17 protein-coding genes are annotated in these 19,728 nt (G+C 66.1%); 11 read left to right on the plus strand and 6 right to left on the minus strand.

Going from position 1 to position 19,728, the window contains the following annotated elements; all coding sequences use genetic code 11:
• Nucleotides 1-24 precede the first annotated feature (24 nt).
• The 4 genes from E1956_RS09365 to E1956_RS09380 are packed head-to-tail and all read left to right on the plus strand — an operon-like array spanning nucleotide 25 to nucleotide 4,621.
• Nucleotides 25-435, plus strand: coding sequence for a DUF3613 domain-containing protein (locus E1956_RS09365; protein WP_232071072.1), 411 nt, complete (start codon nucleotides 25-27; stop codon nucleotides 433-435).
• A 1-nt stretch (nucleotide 436) separates the two neighbouring features.
• Nucleotides 437-2,365, plus strand: a complete 1,929-nt coding sequence (locus E1956_RS09370; RefSeq protein WP_134748341.1) for a TadG family pilus assembly protein — start codon at nucleotides 437-439, stop codon at nucleotides 2,363-2,365.
• Between the two features lie 11 nt (nucleotides 2,366-2,376).
• Nucleotides 2,377-3,765: a sigma 54-interacting transcriptional regulator gene (locus tag E1956_RS09375; RefSeq protein ID WP_134748342.1), complete on the plus strand. Its 1,389-nt coding sequence runs from the start codon at nucleotides 2,377-2,379 to the stop codon at nucleotides 3,763-3,765.
• Nucleotides 3,766-3,820: 55 nt separating this feature from the next.
• Nucleotides 3,821-4,621 carry a DUF2968 domain-containing protein gene (locus tag E1956_RS09380; protein WP_134748343.1) on the plus strand — a complete coding sequence of 267 codons (801 nt, stop codon included), beginning with the start codon at nucleotides 3,821-3,823 and terminating at the stop codon, nucleotides 4,619-4,621.
• A gap of 145 nt (nucleotides 4,622-4,766) precedes the next feature.
• Here the strand turns inward: E1956_RS09380 and E1956_RS46075 are convergent, their stop codons facing one another.
• Both E1956_RS46075 and hfq read right to left on the minus strand, forming a co-directional pair.
• The gene (locus tag E1956_RS46075) at nucleotides 4,767-4,943 is read right to left on the minus strand and encodes a hypothetical protein (RefSeq protein WP_167759946.1); all 177 of its coding nucleotides are present in this window, start codon (nucleotides 4,941-4,943) and stop codon (nucleotides 4,767-4,769) included.
• A 174-nt stretch (nucleotides 4,944-5,117) separates the two neighbouring features.
• The gene (gene hfq, locus E1956_RS09385) at nucleotides 5,118-5,597 is read right to left on the minus strand and encodes an RNA chaperone Hfq (protein ID WP_134748344.1); all 480 of its coding nucleotides are present in this window, start codon (nucleotides 5,595-5,597) and stop codon (nucleotides 5,118-5,120) included.
• Nucleotides 5,598-6,281: 684 nt separating this feature from the next.
• Between hfq and E1956_RS46080 the strand changes: the two genes are divergently transcribed.
• From E1956_RS46080 to E1956_RS09400, 4 genes are read left to right on the plus strand one after another with little or no spacing between them, the layout of a single operon-like run.
• Entirely contained in the window at nucleotides 6,282-6,437 is a 156-nt protein-coding gene (locus E1956_RS46080) for a hypothetical protein (RefSeq protein WP_167759992.1), read from the plus strand.
• A gap of 49 nt (nucleotides 6,438-6,486) precedes the next feature.
• Nucleotides 6,487-7,038: a sigma-70 family RNA polymerase sigma factor gene (locus tag E1956_RS09390; protein WP_028216721.1), complete on the plus strand. Its 552-nt coding sequence runs from the start codon at nucleotides 6,487-6,489 to the stop codon at nucleotides 7,036-7,038.
• A complete protein-coding gene (locus tag E1956_RS09395) occupies nucleotides 7,035-7,994 on the plus strand; it encodes an anti-sigma factor family protein (RefSeq protein ID WP_232071074.1) in 960 nt (319 codons plus the stop codon). The genes E1956_RS09390 and E1956_RS09395 overlap by 4 nt, the downstream gene beginning before the upstream one ends.
• 6 nt (nucleotides 7,995-8,000) lie before the next feature.
• Nucleotides 8,001-9,626, plus strand: coding sequence for an FAD-binding oxidoreductase (locus tag E1956_RS09400; RefSeq protein ID WP_232071076.1), 1,626 nt, complete (start codon nucleotides 8,001-8,003; stop codon nucleotides 9,624-9,626).
• 495 nt (nucleotides 9,627-10,121) lie between these two features.
• Here E1956_RS09400 and E1956_RS09405 read toward each other — a convergent pair whose 3' ends face one another.
• The 3 genes from E1956_RS09405 to E1956_RS09415 form a co-directional block, all read right to left on the minus strand.
• Nucleotides 10,122-11,945, minus strand: a complete 1,824-nt coding sequence (locus E1956_RS09405) for an AMP-binding protein (RefSeq protein WP_134748345.1) — start codon at nucleotides 11,943-11,945, stop codon at nucleotides 10,122-10,124.
• Between the two features lie 302 nt (nucleotides 11,946-12,247).
• Nucleotides 12,248-13,462, minus strand: a complete 1,215-nt coding sequence (locus E1956_RS09410) for an MFS transporter (protein ID WP_134748346.1) — start codon at nucleotides 13,460-13,462, stop codon at nucleotides 12,248-12,250.
• A 414-nt stretch (nucleotides 13,463-13,876) separates the two neighbouring features.
• Nucleotides 13,877-15,286, minus strand: a complete 1,410-nt coding sequence (locus tag E1956_RS09415; protein WP_134748347.1) for a glycosyltransferase family 9 protein — start codon at nucleotides 15,284-15,286, stop codon at nucleotides 13,877-13,879.
• 343 nt (nucleotides 15,287-15,629) lie between these two features.
• On the opposite strand from E1956_RS09415, the gene E1956_RS09420 reads away from it, so the two are divergent.
• Both E1956_RS09420 and E1956_RS09425 read left to right on the plus strand, forming a co-directional pair.
• Nucleotides 15,630-16,403: an SDR family oxidoreductase gene (locus tag E1956_RS09420; RefSeq protein ID WP_134748348.1), complete on the plus strand. Its 774-nt coding sequence runs from the start codon at nucleotides 15,630-15,632 to the stop codon at nucleotides 16,401-16,403.
• A 198-nt stretch (nucleotides 16,404-16,601) separates the two neighbouring features.
• Complete coding sequence (locus E1956_RS09425) at nucleotides 16,602-18,293, plus strand: long-chain fatty acid--CoA ligase (protein ID WP_134748349.1); 1,692 nt, start codon at nucleotides 16,602-16,604, stop codon at nucleotides 18,291-18,293.
• A 75-nt stretch (nucleotides 18,294-18,368) separates the two neighbouring features.
• Here the strand turns inward: E1956_RS09425 and E1956_RS09430 are convergent, their stop codons facing one another.
• Nucleotides 18,369-18,752: a hypothetical protein gene (locus E1956_RS09430; RefSeq protein WP_197732780.1), complete on the minus strand. Its 384-nt coding sequence runs from the start codon at nucleotides 18,750-18,752 to the stop codon at nucleotides 18,369-18,371.
• Nucleotides 18,753-18,993: 241 nt separating this feature from the next.
• Here E1956_RS09430 and E1956_RS09435 point away from each other — a divergent pair, with 241 nt between their 5' ends.
• Nucleotides 18,994-19,713, plus strand: coding sequence for a GntR family transcriptional regulator (locus E1956_RS09435; protein WP_134748350.1), 720 nt, complete (start codon nucleotides 18,994-18,996; stop codon nucleotides 19,711-19,713).
• The last annotated feature ends 15 nt before the right edge of the window (nucleotides 19,714-19,728 follow it).

Here is a 19,728-nt window from a genome sequence, read left to right on the forward strand (position 1 = left end):
CGTCAGCGCAACACGAGGAATACGATGAAAAACAATCAGCTCATGGATCGGGGCTCCGCCGCGTGTTTCGTCGCTTCGGCGGCTTTGCCGATGCGTTGCCGTCACGCCGCGGTCGTTGCTGCCGCGATTGTTTCGATGGCGCTCGCAGCGCCGGCCGCGCATGCGCAGGGTGCGGACGCGCAGGCCTCGGTCGCGACCGTTCCGGACAGCGAAATCGGCCACTCGACGCGAGCCTGGCTCGAGCTTCAGCGCAGCAACGCCGAGGCGGCTCCGCCGCTGCCGATGCTCGGCGCGGAGGCGGGCTACGCTTACCGGCGCTACATGAAGTCGTTCGACACGGAGATTCCGGCAAGCTTCGGCTCGACTGTTCAGACGGGCGGTGGGCAAGGTGGCGCAGGCGGCTCGGCTTCGCCGGGCAGCGGTGGCGCGTACTGAGATGGTGGCGCGCTCACGCCAGCGCTCCGGTAGCGATGCAGCTGCCGCTGCGGCCGCATCGTCGTGTCCGCGCTCGCATGCGCTCGGACGCGCGCGCCTGCGCGTGCGGGCCGGCATGCTCGCGCGGCGCCAGCGCGGCTCGCTCGCGCTGTTCGCGGTCATCGGGCTCGTGGCCGCGGTGGCGGCGCTGGGCGTGATCGACGTGGCGAATATCTATCTCGCCAAGCGCGAGCTGCAAAACGTTGCCGATCTCGCCGCGCTTGCCGCCGCGCAACAGATGGACGATCAATGCACGCAGCCACAAGCGACGGCGCTTGCCAACGCCGCGAGCAACGGCTTCGTGGTGAACGGCACGACGCGCACGCTCACCACGCAGTGCGGGCGCTGGGATTCAAACGGCACTGGCGGGATGACGTTCGTGCAAAACAACGCCACGCCGCCGCTGAACGGCGTGCAGGTCAACGCCACGAATTTCGTGCCGTACTTCTTTCTCGGCAAGGGCCAGGAGATCGCGGCCACCGGCACGGCCAAGGCGACGGTGATCGGGTCGTTCCAGCTCAGCACGTCGCTGGCCCAGGTGAATCTGCTCAACTGGATGCTTGGCGCGCTGCTGGGGGGCACGCAAGTGCAGCTCGACGCCGCGCAGTGGAACGGACTCCTGAATGCCAACGTGAAAGTGGCCGATCTCGCCGCCGTGGCGACCACGGCCGGCACGTACGAGGGCTTGCTCGCCACGCAGACCACAGTCACCGGTCTCGCCAAGATCCTGCTCAACGCCGTGGGCCAGGACGGCGCGCTCACGGCCGATGTCTCGGCGGCGCAAAGTGCATTGAGCGCGGTGGGCGAGCTGGTCCCGCAGGGGACGTTCAACCCGATCCAGGTGGCGGCGCTGTCCGGCACGCCCGCCTTGCTGCAACTCGGCGTGGCCAATGCCCAGTACGCGGCCGACGCGGAGGTCAACGTCCTGCAGATGCTGGTCGCCGGCGCGGAGATTGCCGCCGCGGGCAATGCACCGATCACGTTCAACCTGAACACGACCGGCATGGGCAGCAGCGTGCTGCCCGCGAGTGTCGCCCTCACGCTGCAGGTGATTTCGCCGCCCGCGATCGCCGTGGGCGAGCCGGGCTATAGCGCGGGGACGAATACGTGGCGCACGCTGGCGCAGACCGCGCAAATCCTGCTTGGCCTGAATGTCGGCACCCAGGCGGCGAGCACGCAATCCCAATATGGCCTTCTCGACATCAACGTGCAAATTCCGCTCTACATCGTTGCGGCGCAAGGGCAAGCGTGGCTGGAATCCGCACAGTGCGCGGCAAGCAAGGCGGCGAACACGCAGACGATCGGTGTGCAGAGCGGCCTGGCCAATATTTGCATTGGCACGCCGCTGGCCAAAGGCGTCACGGCGAACAGCGTCAGCGGCTTTAGCTGCAGTAGTACCAACGCACGCTGGAATGTGGCGAGCGTGTCGTTGCTGAACACGAATATCGCCACGGTCAGTGCGCCGTCGATCAGCGTGCCGGTTGTCAATCCGGCCAGCGCGACGCTGGCGTTCGACGGTAACGGGACACCGATCGATGGCAACTCCACCAATTCGAACGCGCTCGGCGCGGTGCTCGACAACACGTTTCAGTCGACTGTGACAACGATTGGACAGCTGACCGAGAGCAGCAACGGATTGCGGCTGTCGGTATTGCAGGGGCCAATTAACCAGTTGCTCGGGAGCGTCCTCGGATCTGTGTTTGGCCTGCTCGTCGATGGCATCGTCATGCCGGTCTTGATGCCGGTACTCGCTCCCACGCTGAGCACTTTGTTGAATAGTCTCGACGACACCGTCATCGGCCCCTTGCTCCAGCTCCTCGGCGTCCAGTTCGGCGTCGCGACCGTGAACGCGCAGCCGCTGACCTGCGGTGTTGCAACACTCGTCCAATAAGAAAACCAACGATGCGAACCACCACCCCCATCGAGGAACTCGACCTCTACGTCTGGGAAGGCAAAGCCGATATCGTCGAGCGCGTCGCGCGCTGCATGGCGAGCCTCGAGGTCGAGGTGATCCGCGCCGACGACACTGCCGTCTCGCCCCAGCGCATTGCGGCGCGCGCATCGATTGCGATCGTCAGCGTGAGCGTGATCGACACCGGCGCGCTCGTGCTGCGCGACTGGCAGGCCACCCACGGCATGCCCGTGATCTGGGTCGGCGCGGCGCCGCGCGACAACGACCCGGCCATGTATCCGGCCGAGTACTCGCACATCCTGCCGCTCGACTTCACCTGCGCCGAGCTGCGCGGGCTCGTCTCCAAGCTCGTCGTGCAACTGCGCGCGCATTCGGCCGAGACGGCGGGCGCCGACATGCTCGTGGCCGAGTCCGAGAGCATGCGCGCGCTGCTGAGGGAAGTCGATACGTTCGCCGACTGCGACACGAGCGTGCTCGTGCACGGCGAGACCGGGACCGGCAAGGAGCGCGTCGCCGAACTTTTACACCGCAAGCACAGCCGCTACGGCACGGGGCCGTTCGTCGCCGTGAACTGCGGCGCGATTCCGGACGGGCTGTTCGAGTCGCTCTTCTTCGGGCACGCGAAGGGCTCCTTCACGGGCGCGGCGCTCGCGCACAAGGGCTACTTCGAGCAGGCCGACGGCGGCACGCTCTTTCTCGACGAAATCGGCGACTTGCCGCTCTACCAGCAGGTGAAGCTCCTGCGCGTGCTGGAGGACGGCACAGTCACGCGCATTGGCTCGGCCACGCCGCTGAAAGTGGATTTTCGCCTCGTGGCGGCCACCAACCGCCAGTTGCCGGAACGGGTGAAGGAGGGCAACTTTCGCGCCGATCTCTACTACCGGCTTGCCGTGATCGAGCTGATCGTGCCATCGCTCGAAGAACGCGGCGCGGTGGACAAGATCGCGCTCTTCAAGGCCTTCGTCGCCTCGGTGGTGGGCTCGGAGCGGCTCGGCGCGCTGCCGGAGCTGCCTTACTGGCTGGCCGATTCGGTGGCCGCGATGCGCTTCCCGGGCAATGTGCGCGAGCTGCGCAACCTGGCCGAACGGGTTGGCGTGACGGTGCGGCAGATGGGCAACTGGGACGCGCCGCGCCTGCGCCGGCTGCTCGCCGGATCGGGCGGTGCGCAGCAGGCGGCGACGGAGCCTGCGGTGCCCGTCGTCGACCGCAGCAAGTGGGACATGGCCGAGCGCAACCGGCTGCTGGCGGCGCTCGAGGCAAACGCCTGGCGCCGCAAGGATACGGCCCAATACCTGGGCATCAGCCGCAAAGTGTTGTGGGAAAAGATCCGCAAATACCAAATTTTCGACGAGGAACCCGCGAGCGGTGAAAGTGAGTAATAATTGTGCGATTTTGTAAAATCGTACAAAAGAACAGTACAAAAACAGGGGCTTCATGAACGACAAGTGGAGAGTTCGGCAAGTCGCGGTGGCGGCGCTGATGCTGCTCGGGGGCATCCAGGCCGGTTGCGCGCAGTCGCTGGCTGATCAGGCACAAGCGCAGGCAAAAGCACAGGCCCAGGCGCAGGCAAAAGCGCAATCGGCGGCACAGACGACGGCCAACGTGGCCGCGAGCACGGTGGCGGAACAGGACCCGGCGGCTGCGTCCGTGCAGCCGCAGGCGGAATCCGCCGCGCAACCGTTGCCCGGCGCACCGGTCGCGCTCACGCCGGAGGAGGCGCAGCAGAACGCGGCGGGCAATGTGGCCGAACTGCAGCAGATGATCCGGGGCTCCGATCTCAACGAATTGCGCACGACCTACAACGGCACCTACGGCGCAAGCCTACTGTTCTACGGCAAGGAGATGACCTATTACGTGGCGCTGTTCCAGAACAAGACGTTCTGGCGCGTGATCAAGACCAGCGACGAAACGCGCGCCGAGGCGATCTACCGCGATTTCGCGCAGAAGACGCTGCAGTTGTCGGATGTCGAGATCCGCCGCACGCGCCTCGAAGCACAAAAGGCGTTCACGGCCCGCATGATTGCGCTCACGCAGGACCACGCGAATCGCCTGCAGGCCGACCTCACGATCGCCCGCCAGCAGCAGGCGCTCGTCGCGGATCAGCAGAAGCAGACGCGTGCTCAGGCGAATGCGCTCCAGGTCGAGAAGGCGGCGGCGCAGGATCAACTGCGCGCGGTCCAGCGCCAGGTGCAGGAGCTGCAGCGTCAGGTGGAAGGCGGCTTGCCGGTCCAGTAAGGCGCGCCGGGGCGCAGGCGCCGGGCCTCATCGATGGGGGCCGGTCCGGCGATCCGGCTTGCAGCGCGAAGCGGCAATGTCAAACGAAGGCGGGCGTCCATGACGCGCCGCCTTCGTTGTTTTTGGGCGGAAGGCTTTTGCGGCCTTAGTGCTTGCCGTGATGATGCTTGCCGTGGTCCTTCTCAGTCTCGTCGGCGGACTTGCGCTTCGTGGGCGGCGGGTCGATGGCGATCGGGTCGCTCGCCGGGAAAGTTTCTTCCAGCGCCTCGTCGAGCGCGTCGTCCTGCGAGGGCTGAGGGGACTTCGGTTTGGATGAGCTCATGGCGTTCTCCGGGGGCGAAGAGAGTCGCCTTCAGAATAACGCAAAGGGAAGAGTCTTGAGTGTCTGGCCGTGCGGCGCACGCGTTTTCCACGTTGCCGGCCAGAACGAGCACAGGCGCGTCGCGCGCGCCTGTGCTTCGTGAGATCAGCCGTTGCTGAAAAAAGCGCGCGCGGCTTAGGTGTTGTTCGAGCCTTCGCCGCCGTTGCCACCGTTGTTCACGGAGCCGTAGAGCCGGCGGCGGCGCGTGACGACCACCGGGCCGTCCTGGGCGGGACGCTCGGATGAACCGGGCGCCGACCACGATTCGCGCGGCTCGCGCTCTCTGGGCTCACGCGATTCGCGGGGCTCGCGCGGACCATGGCCACCGTGGTTGCCATAGTTGCCGTGCGGGCCGCGGCTCGTGTGTTCGCCGTGCGAGGGGCGCGGCGTGCGCGGGCCCGGACGCGTGCCGGTGTCGAGCTGGATCGTGGAGATGGCGCGTTTGTAGATGCCTTGCAGGCCGACAGGCGTGCGCAGCATCACCAGGTACTGATCGAACGACTCGATGCATCCGGTCAGGCGAATGCCGTTGACCAGATAGATTTCGACACGCTTGCGCTCTTTGCGCGCGGCGTTCATGAAGTCGTTTTGCGGGTGCGATTCTGCGGAAGGCATGGACGAATTTTGACCAGGCGGCTCAGTGCCGCAATTCAATTGGAAACGTTTGCTCGCCGGAATTCTACCTTGTGCCGGCGAAGCGCGCGTGCGTTGACATACTCTACTGTAGAACTATACCGGCTCGCGGCCGTCATCGCAGAATCAGGGAGCGTGCATGGCGCATGCCAGTCAAGATACATGAAAGCGGGCTCGAACAGCGATAGTTGGGTACGGCCGGTCAGGTACGGCGTGTCAGCTCGGTCGATTTGACGCAGGGGCAGCGCATACGTTCATAGCGTAGTGCAAAGCACGGTCGAATGCGTCGCGGATTTCGGTGTATTTGCGCGTGATCGCAACGGACCTTTCCAGCGCCTTACTGTCATTCAATTGTCCAGTTTCGCGCGGCCGGGTTCCGTGCGGCGACGCACGTGCGCGGGACAAGCTTCCGGCCGCGCGAAGCGGTGCGCCACTTGTTTCGTGCCGCCCCCAGAGCGGCCCCGCAAATAAAAATGGCACGACCGGCGTGCGCCAGGAATAAGCTCTCGCCGCGCTGCGTTTATCAACATGTCGACGCCCGCGGTTCACGATGAGCCGCACGCCACCTTCGCAATGCGCCGGCAGTTCGCTGTCCCTGGTAACCCGGCAAGACCGGGTCATGGCCTGGCCAATGGCTTGCCGGGTAACCTCAAACGGGAGATGACCATGAAACGGACTCGCATTGTGCTTGCCTGTCTTTTCTGTCTGACGATCGCGGCGGTTTCGGGTTCGCTGGCCGCGTGCAGCGGCATGAATTCGGGCAGCGGCGGCTCGTCGAGCAGTTCGGGTGGATCTTCGGGCGGTTCTTCGGGCGGCTATTGATTGTGCTAAACCTGCTCTATTGACCGCGCACCCCTGGCTGCCGCGCGCCATGCTGCGCCGTCCGTCCGCGGAGTTCGAAGCGCAAGTGGTCGCGCAACTCGCGCCCATGCGCCGCTACGCGCGTGCGCTCACGGGCGATGCCGCGTGGGCCGACGATCTCGTCCAGGACGCTGCCGAGCGCGCGCTCTCGCGCGCGTCGTCGTTCCGGCCCGATAGCAATCTGCGCGCCTGGCTGCTGACGATCCTGCGCCACATCTACATCGACCAGCTGCGCGGCCGGCGCGAGATTGCGGTGGACGACGAAAGCGCGCCGTGGCGCACGCTCGAAGCGCCGCACGGCGAGGTCGACGGCCTCGTGCTGCGTGACGTGCAGCGCGCGCTCTATCTGCTTCCCGCCGCGCAGCGCGAGGTGCTGCTGCTGGTATGCGTGGAGGAACTGAGTTATCAGGAGGCGTCCACGGTGCTCGGCGTGCCGGCGGGCACGGTGATGTCGCGTCTTTCGCGTGCGCGCGAGCATTTGCGCGTGCTGCTGGACACGGGGCCGGTGCAGGATCCGGCGCGGCGCGCTGCGCCGCTCAGGGTGGTGGGGACGACGCGATGAACGACGACGAATTCGAACGCGAACGCGAGCGCGCGAGCGCCCATCCCGCACCGCCTGCTTCGCCCGATGGTACGGCGCCGCCCGGCTCGACGCCACCCGCGGCAACCTCGGCGCCCTCGGCCGTTCCCGACGGCGACGCAGACGCCGATTTTGGCGCGCTGGGCGCCTATATCGACGACGAATTGCCGCCGGACGCACGCGCGGCGCTGCAGGCGCGGCTGGCGTCCGATGAGCGCGCCGCGCAGCGCGTCGCCGCCTGGCGCGCGCAGAAGGCCGCGTTGCAAACGCTTTGCCGCGCCGGCGACGAGGCGGGGCAGCCCGGTTACGTGGTGCTGAGGCGGCGCGATCCGTGGTGGCGCCGCGCGGGCCTCGCGGCGGCGTGGGCCGTCGCGGGCGCGGGCTTCACTGTGGCGGCGGGCACGCTGATGCCGCAATGGTTCCCGGATGCCACATGGGGCGGCGCCACGCGCGATGCCGCGGTCGCGGGACTCGCCCCCGCGTTTCTGGCGCGCGACGCGGAAAGCTTCGCGCGGCGTGCCGACGTGGCCTATGCCGTGTACTCGCCTGAAGTGCGCCATCCCGTGGAAGTGGGCGCCGCGGACGAAGCCCATCTCGTCGCGTGGCTCTCGAAGCGGCTCGGCAAGCCGCTCGCGATTCCGCCGCTCGGCGAATACGGCTATGCGCTCGTCGGCGGGCGGCTGTTGCCCGGCGCGGCCGGCCCGGCGGCGCAATTCATGTATCAAAACGGCGCCGGCGCTCGGCTCACGCTCTACGTGAGCACGTCCGGCCGCAGCCGCGACGCGGTGCATCTGCTGAGCGACGGCAGCCGCCGCACCTTCTACTGGAGCACCGACGGCATGGGCTATGCACTCTCCGGCCCGGCCACCGAGACGCGCCTGCGCTCGATCGCGTACGAAGTCTGCGGCGCGCTCGGCGGCACGCGGGCGCAATGGTGACGGACGATGACAGACGGTGACGGGCGCGCGATGGAACCCGAGAGAACGGATACGTCCCGCGTGCTGCCGCCCGGCTTGAGCGCGGCACGCTTCGCGCGTGCACTCGCCGCGTTCGAATCGATCGTGGGCGCGCCCAATGTCTGCCGTGGCGGCGCCGCGCTCGCACCGTATTTCGATCCGTTCGCGCCCGTCGAGGATGCGCGCATGTTCGCGCCCTCGGCGGCGCTCCTGCCGGCCAACGTCGATGAGATCCGCGCGATCCTGCGCGTGGCCAACGCGGCGCGCGTGCCGCTCTGGAGCGTCTCCACGGGCCGCAACTTCGCGTATGGCGGCGCGGCCCCGCGCCTCGCGGGCTCGGTCGTGCTGGACCTGCAGCGCCTGAACCGCGTGCTCGAGGTGGACGAGCGGCTCGCCTGGGCGCTCGTCGAGCCCGGCGTGAGCTACTTCGATCTCCACGCGCATTTGCGCGAGCGCGGCCTGAAGCTCTGGGTGGACCCGCCTGCGGCGGGCTGGGGCAGCGTGATCGGCAATACGCTCGAGCGCGGCTTCGGCACCACGGCCTACGGCGATCATGCGGCGACGCAGTGCGGCATGGAAATCGTGCTCGCCAATGGCGACATCGTGCGCACCGGCATGGGCGCGCTCACGACGGGTACGGCGTGGCAGCTCTACAAGCCGGGCTACGGCCCCGCATTCGACGCGCTCTTCACGCAATCGAACTACGGCATCGTCACGAAGATGGGGCTCTGGCTGATGCCCGCGCCGCCTGCTTACGTGATCGGCGAAATCCAGTTTGCGTACGAGGACGATCTGGGCGCGATCGTCGATACGCTGCGTGGCTTGCAACTGGGCGGCACGATCGCGCAGCACGCGGTGATCGAAGGCGCGATCCGCCGCGCGGCCGGCATCGCACCGCGCGCGCGCTGGTACGCGGGCGAGGGGCCGATGCCCGAGGCAGCCGTCGCGGCCATGCAGCGCGACCTCGATATCGGTCGCTGGAACCTCCATTACGCGCTCTACGGCGACCCCGATGTGATCGAGTTGCAGCGGCGCATCGTCGAGCGCGCGTTCGCGCAGGTGCCGCACGCGCGTGCGTTCGCGAAGCGCTATGCGGGCAGCGAAGAGCCGCAGGACGGCGGCGACCGCAACATGGCCGGCATTCCATCGATGAGCGCCTTTCGCATGCTCGACTGGCGCGGCGGCGAGGGCGCGCACGTGGACTTCTCGCCGCTGTGTCCCGCCGACGGGCGCGACGCGCTGCGCCAGTACGCGCTCGTGAAGGCGCGCGCGGCGGAATACGGCTTCGATTACTACGGCGGCTTCACGGCGGCGGGGCGCTGCCTGCATCATGTGTTCGCGGCGATCTTCGCGCGCGAGCGGCGCGACGACGCGGCCCGCGCAGGCGACCTGCTGCGCGCGCTGATGAGCGATGCGCGCGCGGCGGGCTACGGCGTCTACCGTTCGCATCTGCTCTACATGGATTACGCGGCGGCGCAGTACGATTTCAATGATGGCGCGCTGCTGCGGCTCGCGCAGACGGTGAAGGACGCGCTCGATCCGCAGGGCGTGCTCGCGCCGGGCAAGCAGGGTGTGTGGCCGGCGCCGTGGCGCACAATGCGCGGCTATACGTGAGGCTTGTGACGCTCGCGCATGCGTGCTTATGTGCATGCATGTGTGCGGCAAGCTCTGCAATGAGGATGAAGCGATGAAGCGGCGGACGTTTCTCTACGCGACGGGTGGGGCGCTAGCGGCGGCGGCATGCGCTGCGCACGCTGCCACACGTCCGCTCGATGCATTTGCGCTGCAAAGTCCGCAGCAACTGCCGACGTCAAGCCCGTTACGCGTGGCCGTCTACGATCCGGCGCTGGCACGGGGCCGCTCGCTGGCGCGCGCGGCGGCGCGCATGAGCGTGCCGGCATTCGCAGTCGGAGCCGATGTCGGCAGCGACATCGGCATACTGTGGCATGGACAGCTTGCACGTCGCTTCGAAACCGGCGCTGACACACCGGCCGTCGCGCACTGCGTGCTTTCTGCGTTACGCGCCTCCGACCGCTTCGTACTGGAACGTCTCGCCGCGCGGCACCGTTGCATCGTGCTCGACGTACCGCCGGACTTGAAGCGGCAGACTCAAGCCGCGCTCGCCTTGCTCATCCTGGCGATCTCTTCGTCGCGCAGCGTGCGCCGCAGGATCTTGCCGATATTGCTTTGCGGCAGCGTCTCGCGAAACTCCACGAGGCGCGGCACCTTGTAGCCCGTGAGCTGCTGGCGGCAAAACTGGATCAGCGCGTCCTCGGTGAGCGCCGGGTCGCGGCGCACGATGAACACCTTCACACGCTCGCCCTGCACGGGGTCGGGCACGCCGATGGCCGCCACCTCGCGCACGCCCGGATGCTGCGAGATCACGTCCTCGATTTCATTCGGGTAGACGTTGAAGCCCGAGACCAGAATCATGTCCTTCTTGCGGTCGATGAGGCGGATGTAGCCGCGCGCATCCATGACGCCGATGTCGCCGGTCGCCAGCCATCCGTCGTCCACGAAGACGCGCGCGGTCTCGTCGGGGCGCATCCAGTAGCCCTTCATCACCTGCGGGCCTTTCACGCACAGCTCGCCCGGCTCGTTCAGATTCGCCCACGTGCCGTCGTCGCGGCGAAAGCGCACCTGGGTGGAGGGCGCGGGCAGCCCGATCGATCCCTCGAAGTCTTGAAGATGTCCGATATCGACGGGATTCATCGCCACGATGGGCGAGCATTCGGTGAGCCCATAGCCCTCGACGATCGGCTTGCCGGTGACGGCCTTGAAGCGCTCGGCGATGGCCTTCTGCGTGGCCATGCCGCCACCCATCGCGAGCTTGAGCCCCGAAAAATCGCGCTGGCGGAATGCCTCGTTCTCGAGGAACGCGTTGTAGAGCGTGTTGACCGCGCTCATGCAGGTGAACGTTTCGTGACGCAGGATCTTCATGACGCGCGGCATGTCACGCGGATTCGCGATCAGGATGTTGCGCGCGCCGATCGACATGAAGATCAGCGCATTAATGGAGAGTGCATAGATGTGATAGAGCGGCAGCGGCGTGAGGATGGTCTCGGTCTTGTCCTCGAGTTGCCCCGCGATCCACCCTTTCGCCTGGATCACGTTCGCGAGGATCGTGCCGTGCGTGAGCATCGCGCCTTTGGCCACGCCCGTGGTGCCGCCCGTGTATTGCAGGAAGGCGAGATCGTCGAGTGTTGCGCCGAGGGGGGCGCGCGGCGCACGCGCGCCCTGCGAGAGCGCGTCGAGCAAACGCACCTCGCGCACGCTGGGCGGCAGCTGGTATGCGGGCACGAGCTTCTTCACATGGCGCAGCATGAAGTTGATGAAGCGGCCCTTGAGGTTGAAGCCCTCGCCCAGCAGGTCGCCCAGTTGCGTGACGACGACACGCTCGATGCGCGTGCCGGGCAGCGCGTCTTGCACCGTCTTCGCGAAGCTCTCGAACACCACGATGGTCTGCGCGCCGCTGTCCTTCAGTTGATGCGCGAGCTCGCGCGCCGTGTAGAGCGGGTTGACGTTCACGATGACCGCGCCGGCCTTGAGCGCGCCGAAGAGCGCGACCGGATACTGCAGCGTATTGGGCAGCATGATCGCGACGCGATCACCGGGCTTCACGCCCGCGCCCTGCAGCCAGGAGCCGAATGCGGTGGCCTTCTTTGCGAGCGTGTCGTAGGTCATCGGCGAGCCGGCGCTCACGTAGGCCACGCACTCGCGAAAGCGTGAGGTGCAGTCGTCGAAGAACTGGACCAGCGAGGCATATTGCGTGACGTCCACTGCGTGCGGGACGCCCGGCGGGTACGACGCATACCAGACGCCATCCGTGTCCGGGGCCACGGCGTCGGCGAGTGCTTGCGCAGGCGGTGGCGTGGCGGCTTGCGCTGGGGTGGGCGTCGTTTCGTGCCGCGGCTGTTGTGGCGTATCGCTCATTCTCGTTCTCCGGGCGTAGCGTGGTTTCTCGCCGTATCGCATGGCGCTGCCGGCGTGTGCGGCGCGCCTGGCTTACACGACGCATTCATGATGCACCGCGCCGGGAAAGAAGGGCAGACAGAGTTTCCCCGCAGCGCTGTGCGGTGCCCAGGCCCGCTTCGTGCGCTTGTGCGATTGCGCGGTGCGCCAAAAGAGAAGGCCGTGCGGGCGGCAGCCCGGCACGGCCTTTCTTTCGTGGTTCAGTGTCCTGCGTGAGTGCATGCGGGCGACACCGCGGCACCGCCCGAATGCTTGCCCGATGCTCAGGCGGTCACGTGCTTGGCGGTCTGTGTCATGTCGATGCCGCGCCGCTCGCGGCTGAACGGAATCAGCACGGCGATCACGACCGCGACCGTGCCCGCGACGATGGCCATCGCCATCCCGTAGTTCTGATTGTGCGTTTGCGCGAGCGAGGCCTGCAGCGTGGCGTTCACCGAAGCCAGCAGGTTGCCGAGCTGATAGACGAGACCCGGGAAGGTCGCGCGCACTTCGTCGGGCGAGATCTCGTTGAGGTGCACCGGGATCACGCCCCACGCGCCTTGCACGGAAATCTGCATGAGGAACGCGCCAAGCGCGAGCAGCACGGGACCCGACGAGAACGCCCAGAGCGGCAGCACCGGCAGCGCGATCAGCGCCGCGATGAAGATGGCCTTGCGTCGGCCGATCTTCTCGGAAAACGAGCCGAAGAACAGGCCGCCCACGATCGCGCCGAGATTGAGCGTGATGGTGATGAGCGACACCGTATGCGGATCGAAGTGGTGTTGCTCGCGCAGGAAGGTCGGATAGAGATCCTGCGTGCCGTGCGAGAAGAAGTTGAACGCCGTCATCAGCACGATCGCGTAAAGCGACAGGCTGAGATTGTGCTTGAGCGTGGTGAGCAGCGTCGGGCGCACACGCTTTTCCATCTCCTTGAAGGCCGGCGATTCGGGCACGTGAGCGCGCACATAGAGCACGAGCAGCGCGGGCAGCACGCCGATGAAGAACATGCCGCGCCAGCCGATGTACTGGTAGAGCACGCCGAACACGATCGAAGCGAGCAGATAGCCGCTCGGATAGCCCGCCTGCAAGAGGCCCGAGACGAAGCCGCGCGCCTTCGGCGGAATGGTCTCCATGGTGAGCGCGGAGCCGACGCCCCATTCGCCGCCCATCGCCACGCCAAACAGCGCGCGCAGGACGATGAAGGTCGTGAGATTGGGGGAGAAGCCGGTGAGCAGCTCGAGGAACGAATAGCACGCGATGTTGACCATCAGCGTGGGACGACGGCCGAACTTGTCGGCGAGCCGGCCGAAGATCAGCGCGCCGATTGGGCGCATGGCCAGCGTGATCGTAATGGCAAAGGCGACAGCGGGAATTTGGGTGTTGAATTCAGTGGCGATATCTTTCAGAACGAAAACCATTAGAAAGAAATCGAATGCGTCGAGCGTCCACCCCAAATACGCTGCGATCGTGACGTTTCTCTGTTCTCGCGTCCAGCTCATTTCATTGTTCTCCTCATAGGCACGCGCACTGCCTTGTCTCCCGGCGATGCGCGTGTGGCTTGCTCCGCCCCGCGCGACGAGCGTCGTACGAGTGTACGCCGGGCATTAAACATTTGCATGAAAGCCCGGCGCAACCCGGGCTAATCCCTGGAGCGTGGTTTTATCGGGTCTTATCGAATGAAAGGAATTTGTTTTAATAGTAATTAAAATGTAATTACTATTAATTGAGAATTGAATGTTCTTCGAATGAGGCACGCGCGCAGGCGCCGAGGCGTGCTCAATGCTGATTCGAACGGACGAGTCGGGAAGCGGGGGCAACGTCGCGGATGATCGTTTGCAATCCTGATTGCATTCGGGGACGTGCGCCGCAAGGATTCGCGGCGCTTCGGGCAGGGGAATGGCAGGGGCAGTCGTTCAGCGGTGCAACAGCCATTGGGCGGCGCGGGATACGACTGAGTCCCAGTCGCCCATGGCCGTCTGGCGCAGCACATGGGCATCGCGCATCCAGGGCGAGCGCGTGCCATTGGCGCCCCAGCGCCATTCGCCGGCCGGATTGACGAGCACGGCGGTGGGTTTGCCGCTCATGACGGCGAGATTGGCCACGCCCGAGTCGACGCTGATTGCGGCGTCCAGCTGCGCGATGCAGGCCGCGGTATCGGCGAACGTCGTGACGCCCGGCGCGTAGTGGCTGATGCTCCCGCGTGGCGAGCCGCCCAAGATTTCCGCAACGGGGTGATGGAGGCTGACGAAGTGAGCCCGGCTCGTGAGCTGCGGGTTCGTGGTGAGGCGCTCGAGCGCCTCGAGCGGCAAGCTGCGCAGGCCCGCCCAGCTGCGCTCCTTGCTGCGCATATCGCGGGCATGACGTTGCGAGCAATCCCAGAACACGCCAACCAGTGCCTTGCCCGGGTGCTGGGCGCGCAACGCGCTCGCCCAGCTTGTCGCGCGGCCGTGCTCGGCCTGCGGTGCGCGGATAAAGGCTTCGAAATAGGGCTCGGGGCGCAGCTGGTCGCAAGCGGCGAGCAATGGCAGGTGCAGCAGCGTCGCCTGCAGCGTCGGCGCGAAGGCCTGCACGGCGGGTAGCGTCTCGGCATCGATCGGCGAGCGCGGCGCCATCGGACGGCGAGCCGCCACGACTCGACAGTCCGGCAACGACGCCTCGATGACGCTGTGGATCGCCGCGTCGCAGAGCACCATGATCTCCGCGCCGGCGGCGCGCCAATGGCGGATGCTGCCGTACAGCATGAACTGGTCGCCATAGCCCATCTGGTGCGTGACCAGCACGCGCTCGCCGCGCAGGTCGCGCTGCCCGTCCCACATCGGCACCGCGCTATAGCGGTAGTTGCCGCTGTCGCTGACGTTGCGCCAGATCCAGTGCTGGAAGCCGCGTGCATCGCCTGTGCTCAGCAGCGCCTCGGCCAGCCATTTGTGCGCCCGCAGCTTGTCGGCGTCGTCGTCTTCAGCCGGGTTCTGCAAGGCACGTTCCAGCAACGCGATGGCGCCCGCCGTGTCGCCGCTCAGGTACAGGTCGCGGCCGAGCCTCGCCTGATAGAACAGCGGCGACCAGTCGAGCGGCGCGAAGTCGAGCCAGGTCTGCACCGCTTGCGCGTGCCGGCCGAGCAGGCGTAGCGCGCGGGCGCGCGCGTGCACGAAGCCGCGGTGGCGCGGGTCGAGCGCCAGGCCCTTTTCGGCCCACGGCAGCATTTGCTCGTCGCGCCTCACGCGCACGAGCGCTTCGCAAATCTTGAGAAGGGGGGCGGGGTCGGAAGGGCTGCGGGCGTGCGCGACGAAGGCCTTGAGGAGTTGCTGTTCCGGATCGTGGGACATCGGCAGGGCCTTAGAAGCTGTTTGTCGGATAAATCCTAGCGACGCCCGTCAAGGGCCGATATCGGAGGCTTCTTAAAATTGCGCCGATGCCGCGCGCCACGGGCACCGCGTTCGTCCCGCTGCATGGACGCACATTTTCGAACATAATGAACGACCGTGCTTTTCCTGATTCCCGTGACTGGACAGAGTCACTAGAATCGGTTTGATCCTCGCGGGTTCCACGATGCGGAATCTATGCGGGCCAGCAGTGCGATCAGGGCCAGTGCCGCTTGGCGGCCTGGCGCAATCGGCGGGCGTTGCCGCGCAGCGCACGCCCGCCGGCAGACATCAAGGAGACGCAAGCATGCAGGTCAGAGAATTGTTCGAACTGGGCGGGCAGGTGGCACTCATCACGGGCGGCTCGCGCGGGCTCGGGCTGCAGATGGCCGAGGCGCTCGGCGAAATGGGCTGCCGCGTCGTCATCACGGCGCGCAAGGCCGACGAACTGAAGGAGGCGCAGCAGCATCTGCAGGCGCGCGGCATCGAGGCCACGACGATCGTGAGCGACCTGCAGCGCCCCGAGGCCGTCAAGCCGCTCGTCGACGAGACGCTGGCGGCGTATGGCCAGATCGACATTCTCGTGAACAATGCGGGCGCGACCTGGGGGGCGCCGGCGGAGGACTATCCCGACGAGGCGTGGCACAAGGTCATGAACCTGAACGTCAACGCGCCGTTCTTTCTCGCGCGCGAGGTGGGCAAGCGCTGCATGATTCCCGCGCGGCGTGGCAAGATCATCAACATCGCGTCGATCGCGGGCCTGAAGGGCGCGCTCGGTCCCATGCAGACCATCGCGTACAACACGTCGAAGGCCGCGGCCATCAACTTCACGCGCGCGCTCGCCGCCGAATGGGGCAAGTACGGCATCAATGTGAATGCGATCTGCCCGGGCTTTTTCCCCTCGAAGATGTCGGCGGGGCTGCTCGACACGCTCGGTCAGACGGTGATCGAGCGCACGCCGCTGCAGCGCCTCGGTGACGAAAGCGATCTCAAGGGCGCCGCCGTGTTTCTCGCGAGTGCCGCGTCGCGCCATATCACCGGCCAGTATCTGGCGATCGACGGCGGCGCGAGCATCGTCTGACGCCGCATTCGACGATGTGCGTCACGCCCGATTCGTCATTGAGCCGCCGTCGAGTCGCGCCATCGCTTGAATCGTAGTCCGAAGCAGATCAATGGACGGTCATGCGGCGCCACGCTTGCGTGGCATGACCGATTGTCTGGATTGCAAGACCTGCGCGCCGCACGTACCGGCGCGCATCCCACGAGACGAATACCTGCCATGCCCACGTCCGACACCGCCGTACCGCGCAACCGCTCGCCATACTGGCCCTCGCAACTCTCGCCGCACCTGAGCATTCCGGCCACGAACCTGTTCTATAACGCCGAGGTTTCGGCCGCGCGTTACCCGGACAAGCCGTTCATCGTCTTCTACGACACGCCCGTCACCTTCGCGCAGTTCAAGGACGAGGCCGAGCGCGTGGCGGGCTATCTGCAGACGCAATGCGGCGTGAAGGCCGGCGATCGCGTGCTGCTCTATATGCAGAACAGCCCGCAATGGGTGATCGCGTACTACGGCATCCTGCGCGCGAATGCCGTGGTCGTGCCCGTCAACCCGATGAACCTCACCGACGAGCTCGAGCACTACGTGGAAGACAGCGGCGCGACCACGGCGTTCGTGGCGCAGGATCTGTATCCGCGCATTGCGCCGCTGGTGGGCGAGGGCGCGGGACCGGGGCTGCGGCATCTGCTTGTTGCCACCTACAGCGACTATTTGAAGAACGAGCCGTTTTCGCCGCCGCCCGAATTCGTCAGCGCGCCGCGCCACGTAGAAGGCCCGGGCGTTGCGCACTGGGCAGACGTGCTCGCGGCGCACTGCACGCCTGGCCCGCTCACCGCGGGGCCGGACGACCTCTGCGTGATGCCGTACACCTCGGGCACGACGGGCAAGCCGAAGGGCTGCATGCATACGCACCGCAGCGTGATGTGCACGGCCGTGGGCGGTTGCAACTGGTTCAGCAGCAATCAGGATGCCGTGCAGCTTTCCGTGCTGCCGCTCTTTCATGTGACCGGCATGCAGGGCGGCATGAACAGCCCGCTCTACAACGGCTCGACGGTGGTGATCCTGCCGCGCTGGGACCGCGACGCGGCGGCGCGCGCGATCGAGCATTACCGCATCAACGGCTGGCAGGCGATCGCGACGATGGTGGTCGACTTCATTTCGAATCCACGCATCGGCGAATACGACCTGTCGAGTCTCGCCTGGATGCGCGGCGGCGGCGCGACCATGCCCGATGCCGTGGTCAAGAAGCTGCGCGATCTCACGGGCCTCGAGTTCGTGGAGGGCTACGGCATGTCCGAGACGATGGCCGGCACGCACATCAATCCGCCGCAGCACCCGAAGGCGCAGTGCCTCGGCATTCCGGTCTTCGACGTCGATGCGCGCATCGTCGATCCGATCACGCTCGAAGAGGTGCCCGAGGGCGAGGCGGGCGAGCTGATCATGAGCGCGCCGCAGGTGATGCAGGGTTACTGGGGCAACCCCAAGGCCACCAGCGAGGCCTTCATCGAGCGCGACGGCAAGCGCTTTTTGCGCACCGGCGACCTCGTGCGGCGCGACGCGGACGGCTATTACTTCATGACCGACCGCCTGAAGCGCATGATCAATGCGTCGGGCTACAAGGTGTGGCCGGCCGAAGTCGAAGCGCTCATGTACCGGCATCCCGCGATCAAGGAAGTCTGCATCATCGGCACGCAGGATCCGAAGCGCGGCGAGACCGTGAAGGCTGTCGTGGTGCTCGATCCGAAGCAGGTCGGCAGCGTGAACGAAGACGACATCGTCGCGTGGGCGCGCGAGAACATGGCTGCTTACAAGGCCCCGCGCATCGTGCAGTTCGTCGAGACGCTGCCGAAGTCGGGCAGTGGCAAGATCCTCTGGCGCAAGCTGCAGGAAGAGGAGGCCGCCGAGCGCTAAAGCACGCCTTGAGCAGGCTTTAAGCGACACGCTTTAGTCGCGCCTTAACGCGCCGAACCTCCTCCCTCGCGAGCCTCAGGCGCCGGCCAGCGCCGGCAGACCCGGCTCGCTCCACTCCCATCCTCCGAGCGGCGCCCCTGCGGGCGCTGCCTTCGATTCCGCGTGCTGCGTGGCGCGGCCCGGAAACCATTCGCCGGGCGCCTGCGCATTCTTGCGCCCGAGAATCGCCTCGCAGAGAAAGTCGACGCTGTACGCCTTCAGCAGATGCGCATGGTGCGTTTCGATGTAGGCGGCAAGGCGCGCCGCTTCGCCCTGAATCGGCGCGAGCGCGTAAAGCGTGGGCGCGTCCCAGCGAAAGCGCAGTCCGAGCTCGGCGAAAGCGGAATTGAACGCGCTCAACTGGTGATGCAAGTGATGATCGTGCTCCGTGGCTCGCTGGCTGGCTGAAGAGTGGCTCATGGCTGCCTCCGTTCAAGTTCAGATGTCGTGAGGCAATCGTAGAAGCACGAATGAATAAACGATAGTTAAAGTTTTTTTCGATTTATATAAGGCATCGTGAATGAACGTGCGCCACGAGCCGTAACGGGGCAGGGGTACGCGTAAACCCGCTTGGTTACATCCTCTTCACTGATATATTGTATTGCACATATGGAATTCGCTTGAAGCCGCGGCTAAACACAACGTTGGAGACAAACCACCGATGTCTGCCGAAACCCAGTACGAAGCGAGGTTGTCCCCGCTGAGCTTGACGCTCGAACCCATCCACGCGACCGTCTCGCTGCGCGATCAGGCGTATGCGCGGCTCAAGCAGGCGATTGCGGAGACCGATATCTACCGCTCGCGCGATGAAATCCGGCTCGATGAGAAGGAGCTGACCGAAAAGCTCGGCGTGAGCCGTACACCGGTGCGCGAGGCGATGACGCTGCTGGAACAGGAAGGATTCCTGCGCACCGTGCCGCGGCGCGGTGTCTATATTCTGCGCAAGACCCGCAAGGAGATCGTCGAGATGATCTATATGTGGGCCGCGCTCGAGAGCATTGCTGCGAGGCTCGCGACGCAGCGCGCCTCGGATGAGGACATCGCGCGGCTGCGCCTCATGTTCGCGGATTTCGGCGAGGGCGCGCCCTCCGACCATATCGAGGAATACTCCGAAGCGAACATCACGTTCCACCAGGCACTGGTGGAACTGTCCAAGTCGCCGATCATCGTGGAGACCATCAAGAACATCTTCATGCATGTGCGTGCGATCCGGCGCATGACGATCGCGCAGAGCGATCGCGCGTCGAGATCCATCGTGGACCACATGCGGATCATCGAGGCGCTCGAGGCGCGCGACACCGAAAGAGTGGAGCGGCTCGTGCGTCAGCATTCGATCGATCTTGCGCTGTTCGTCGAGGCGAACTGCGACTTTCTCGATTGAGTACGGCGCGCGCAG

The sequence above is a fragment of the Paraburkholderia pallida genome (assembly GCF_004524855.1).
Classification (GTDB): domain Bacteria; phylum Pseudomonadota; class Gammaproteobacteria; order Burkholderiales; family Burkholderiaceae; genus Paraburkholderia; species Paraburkholderia oxyphila.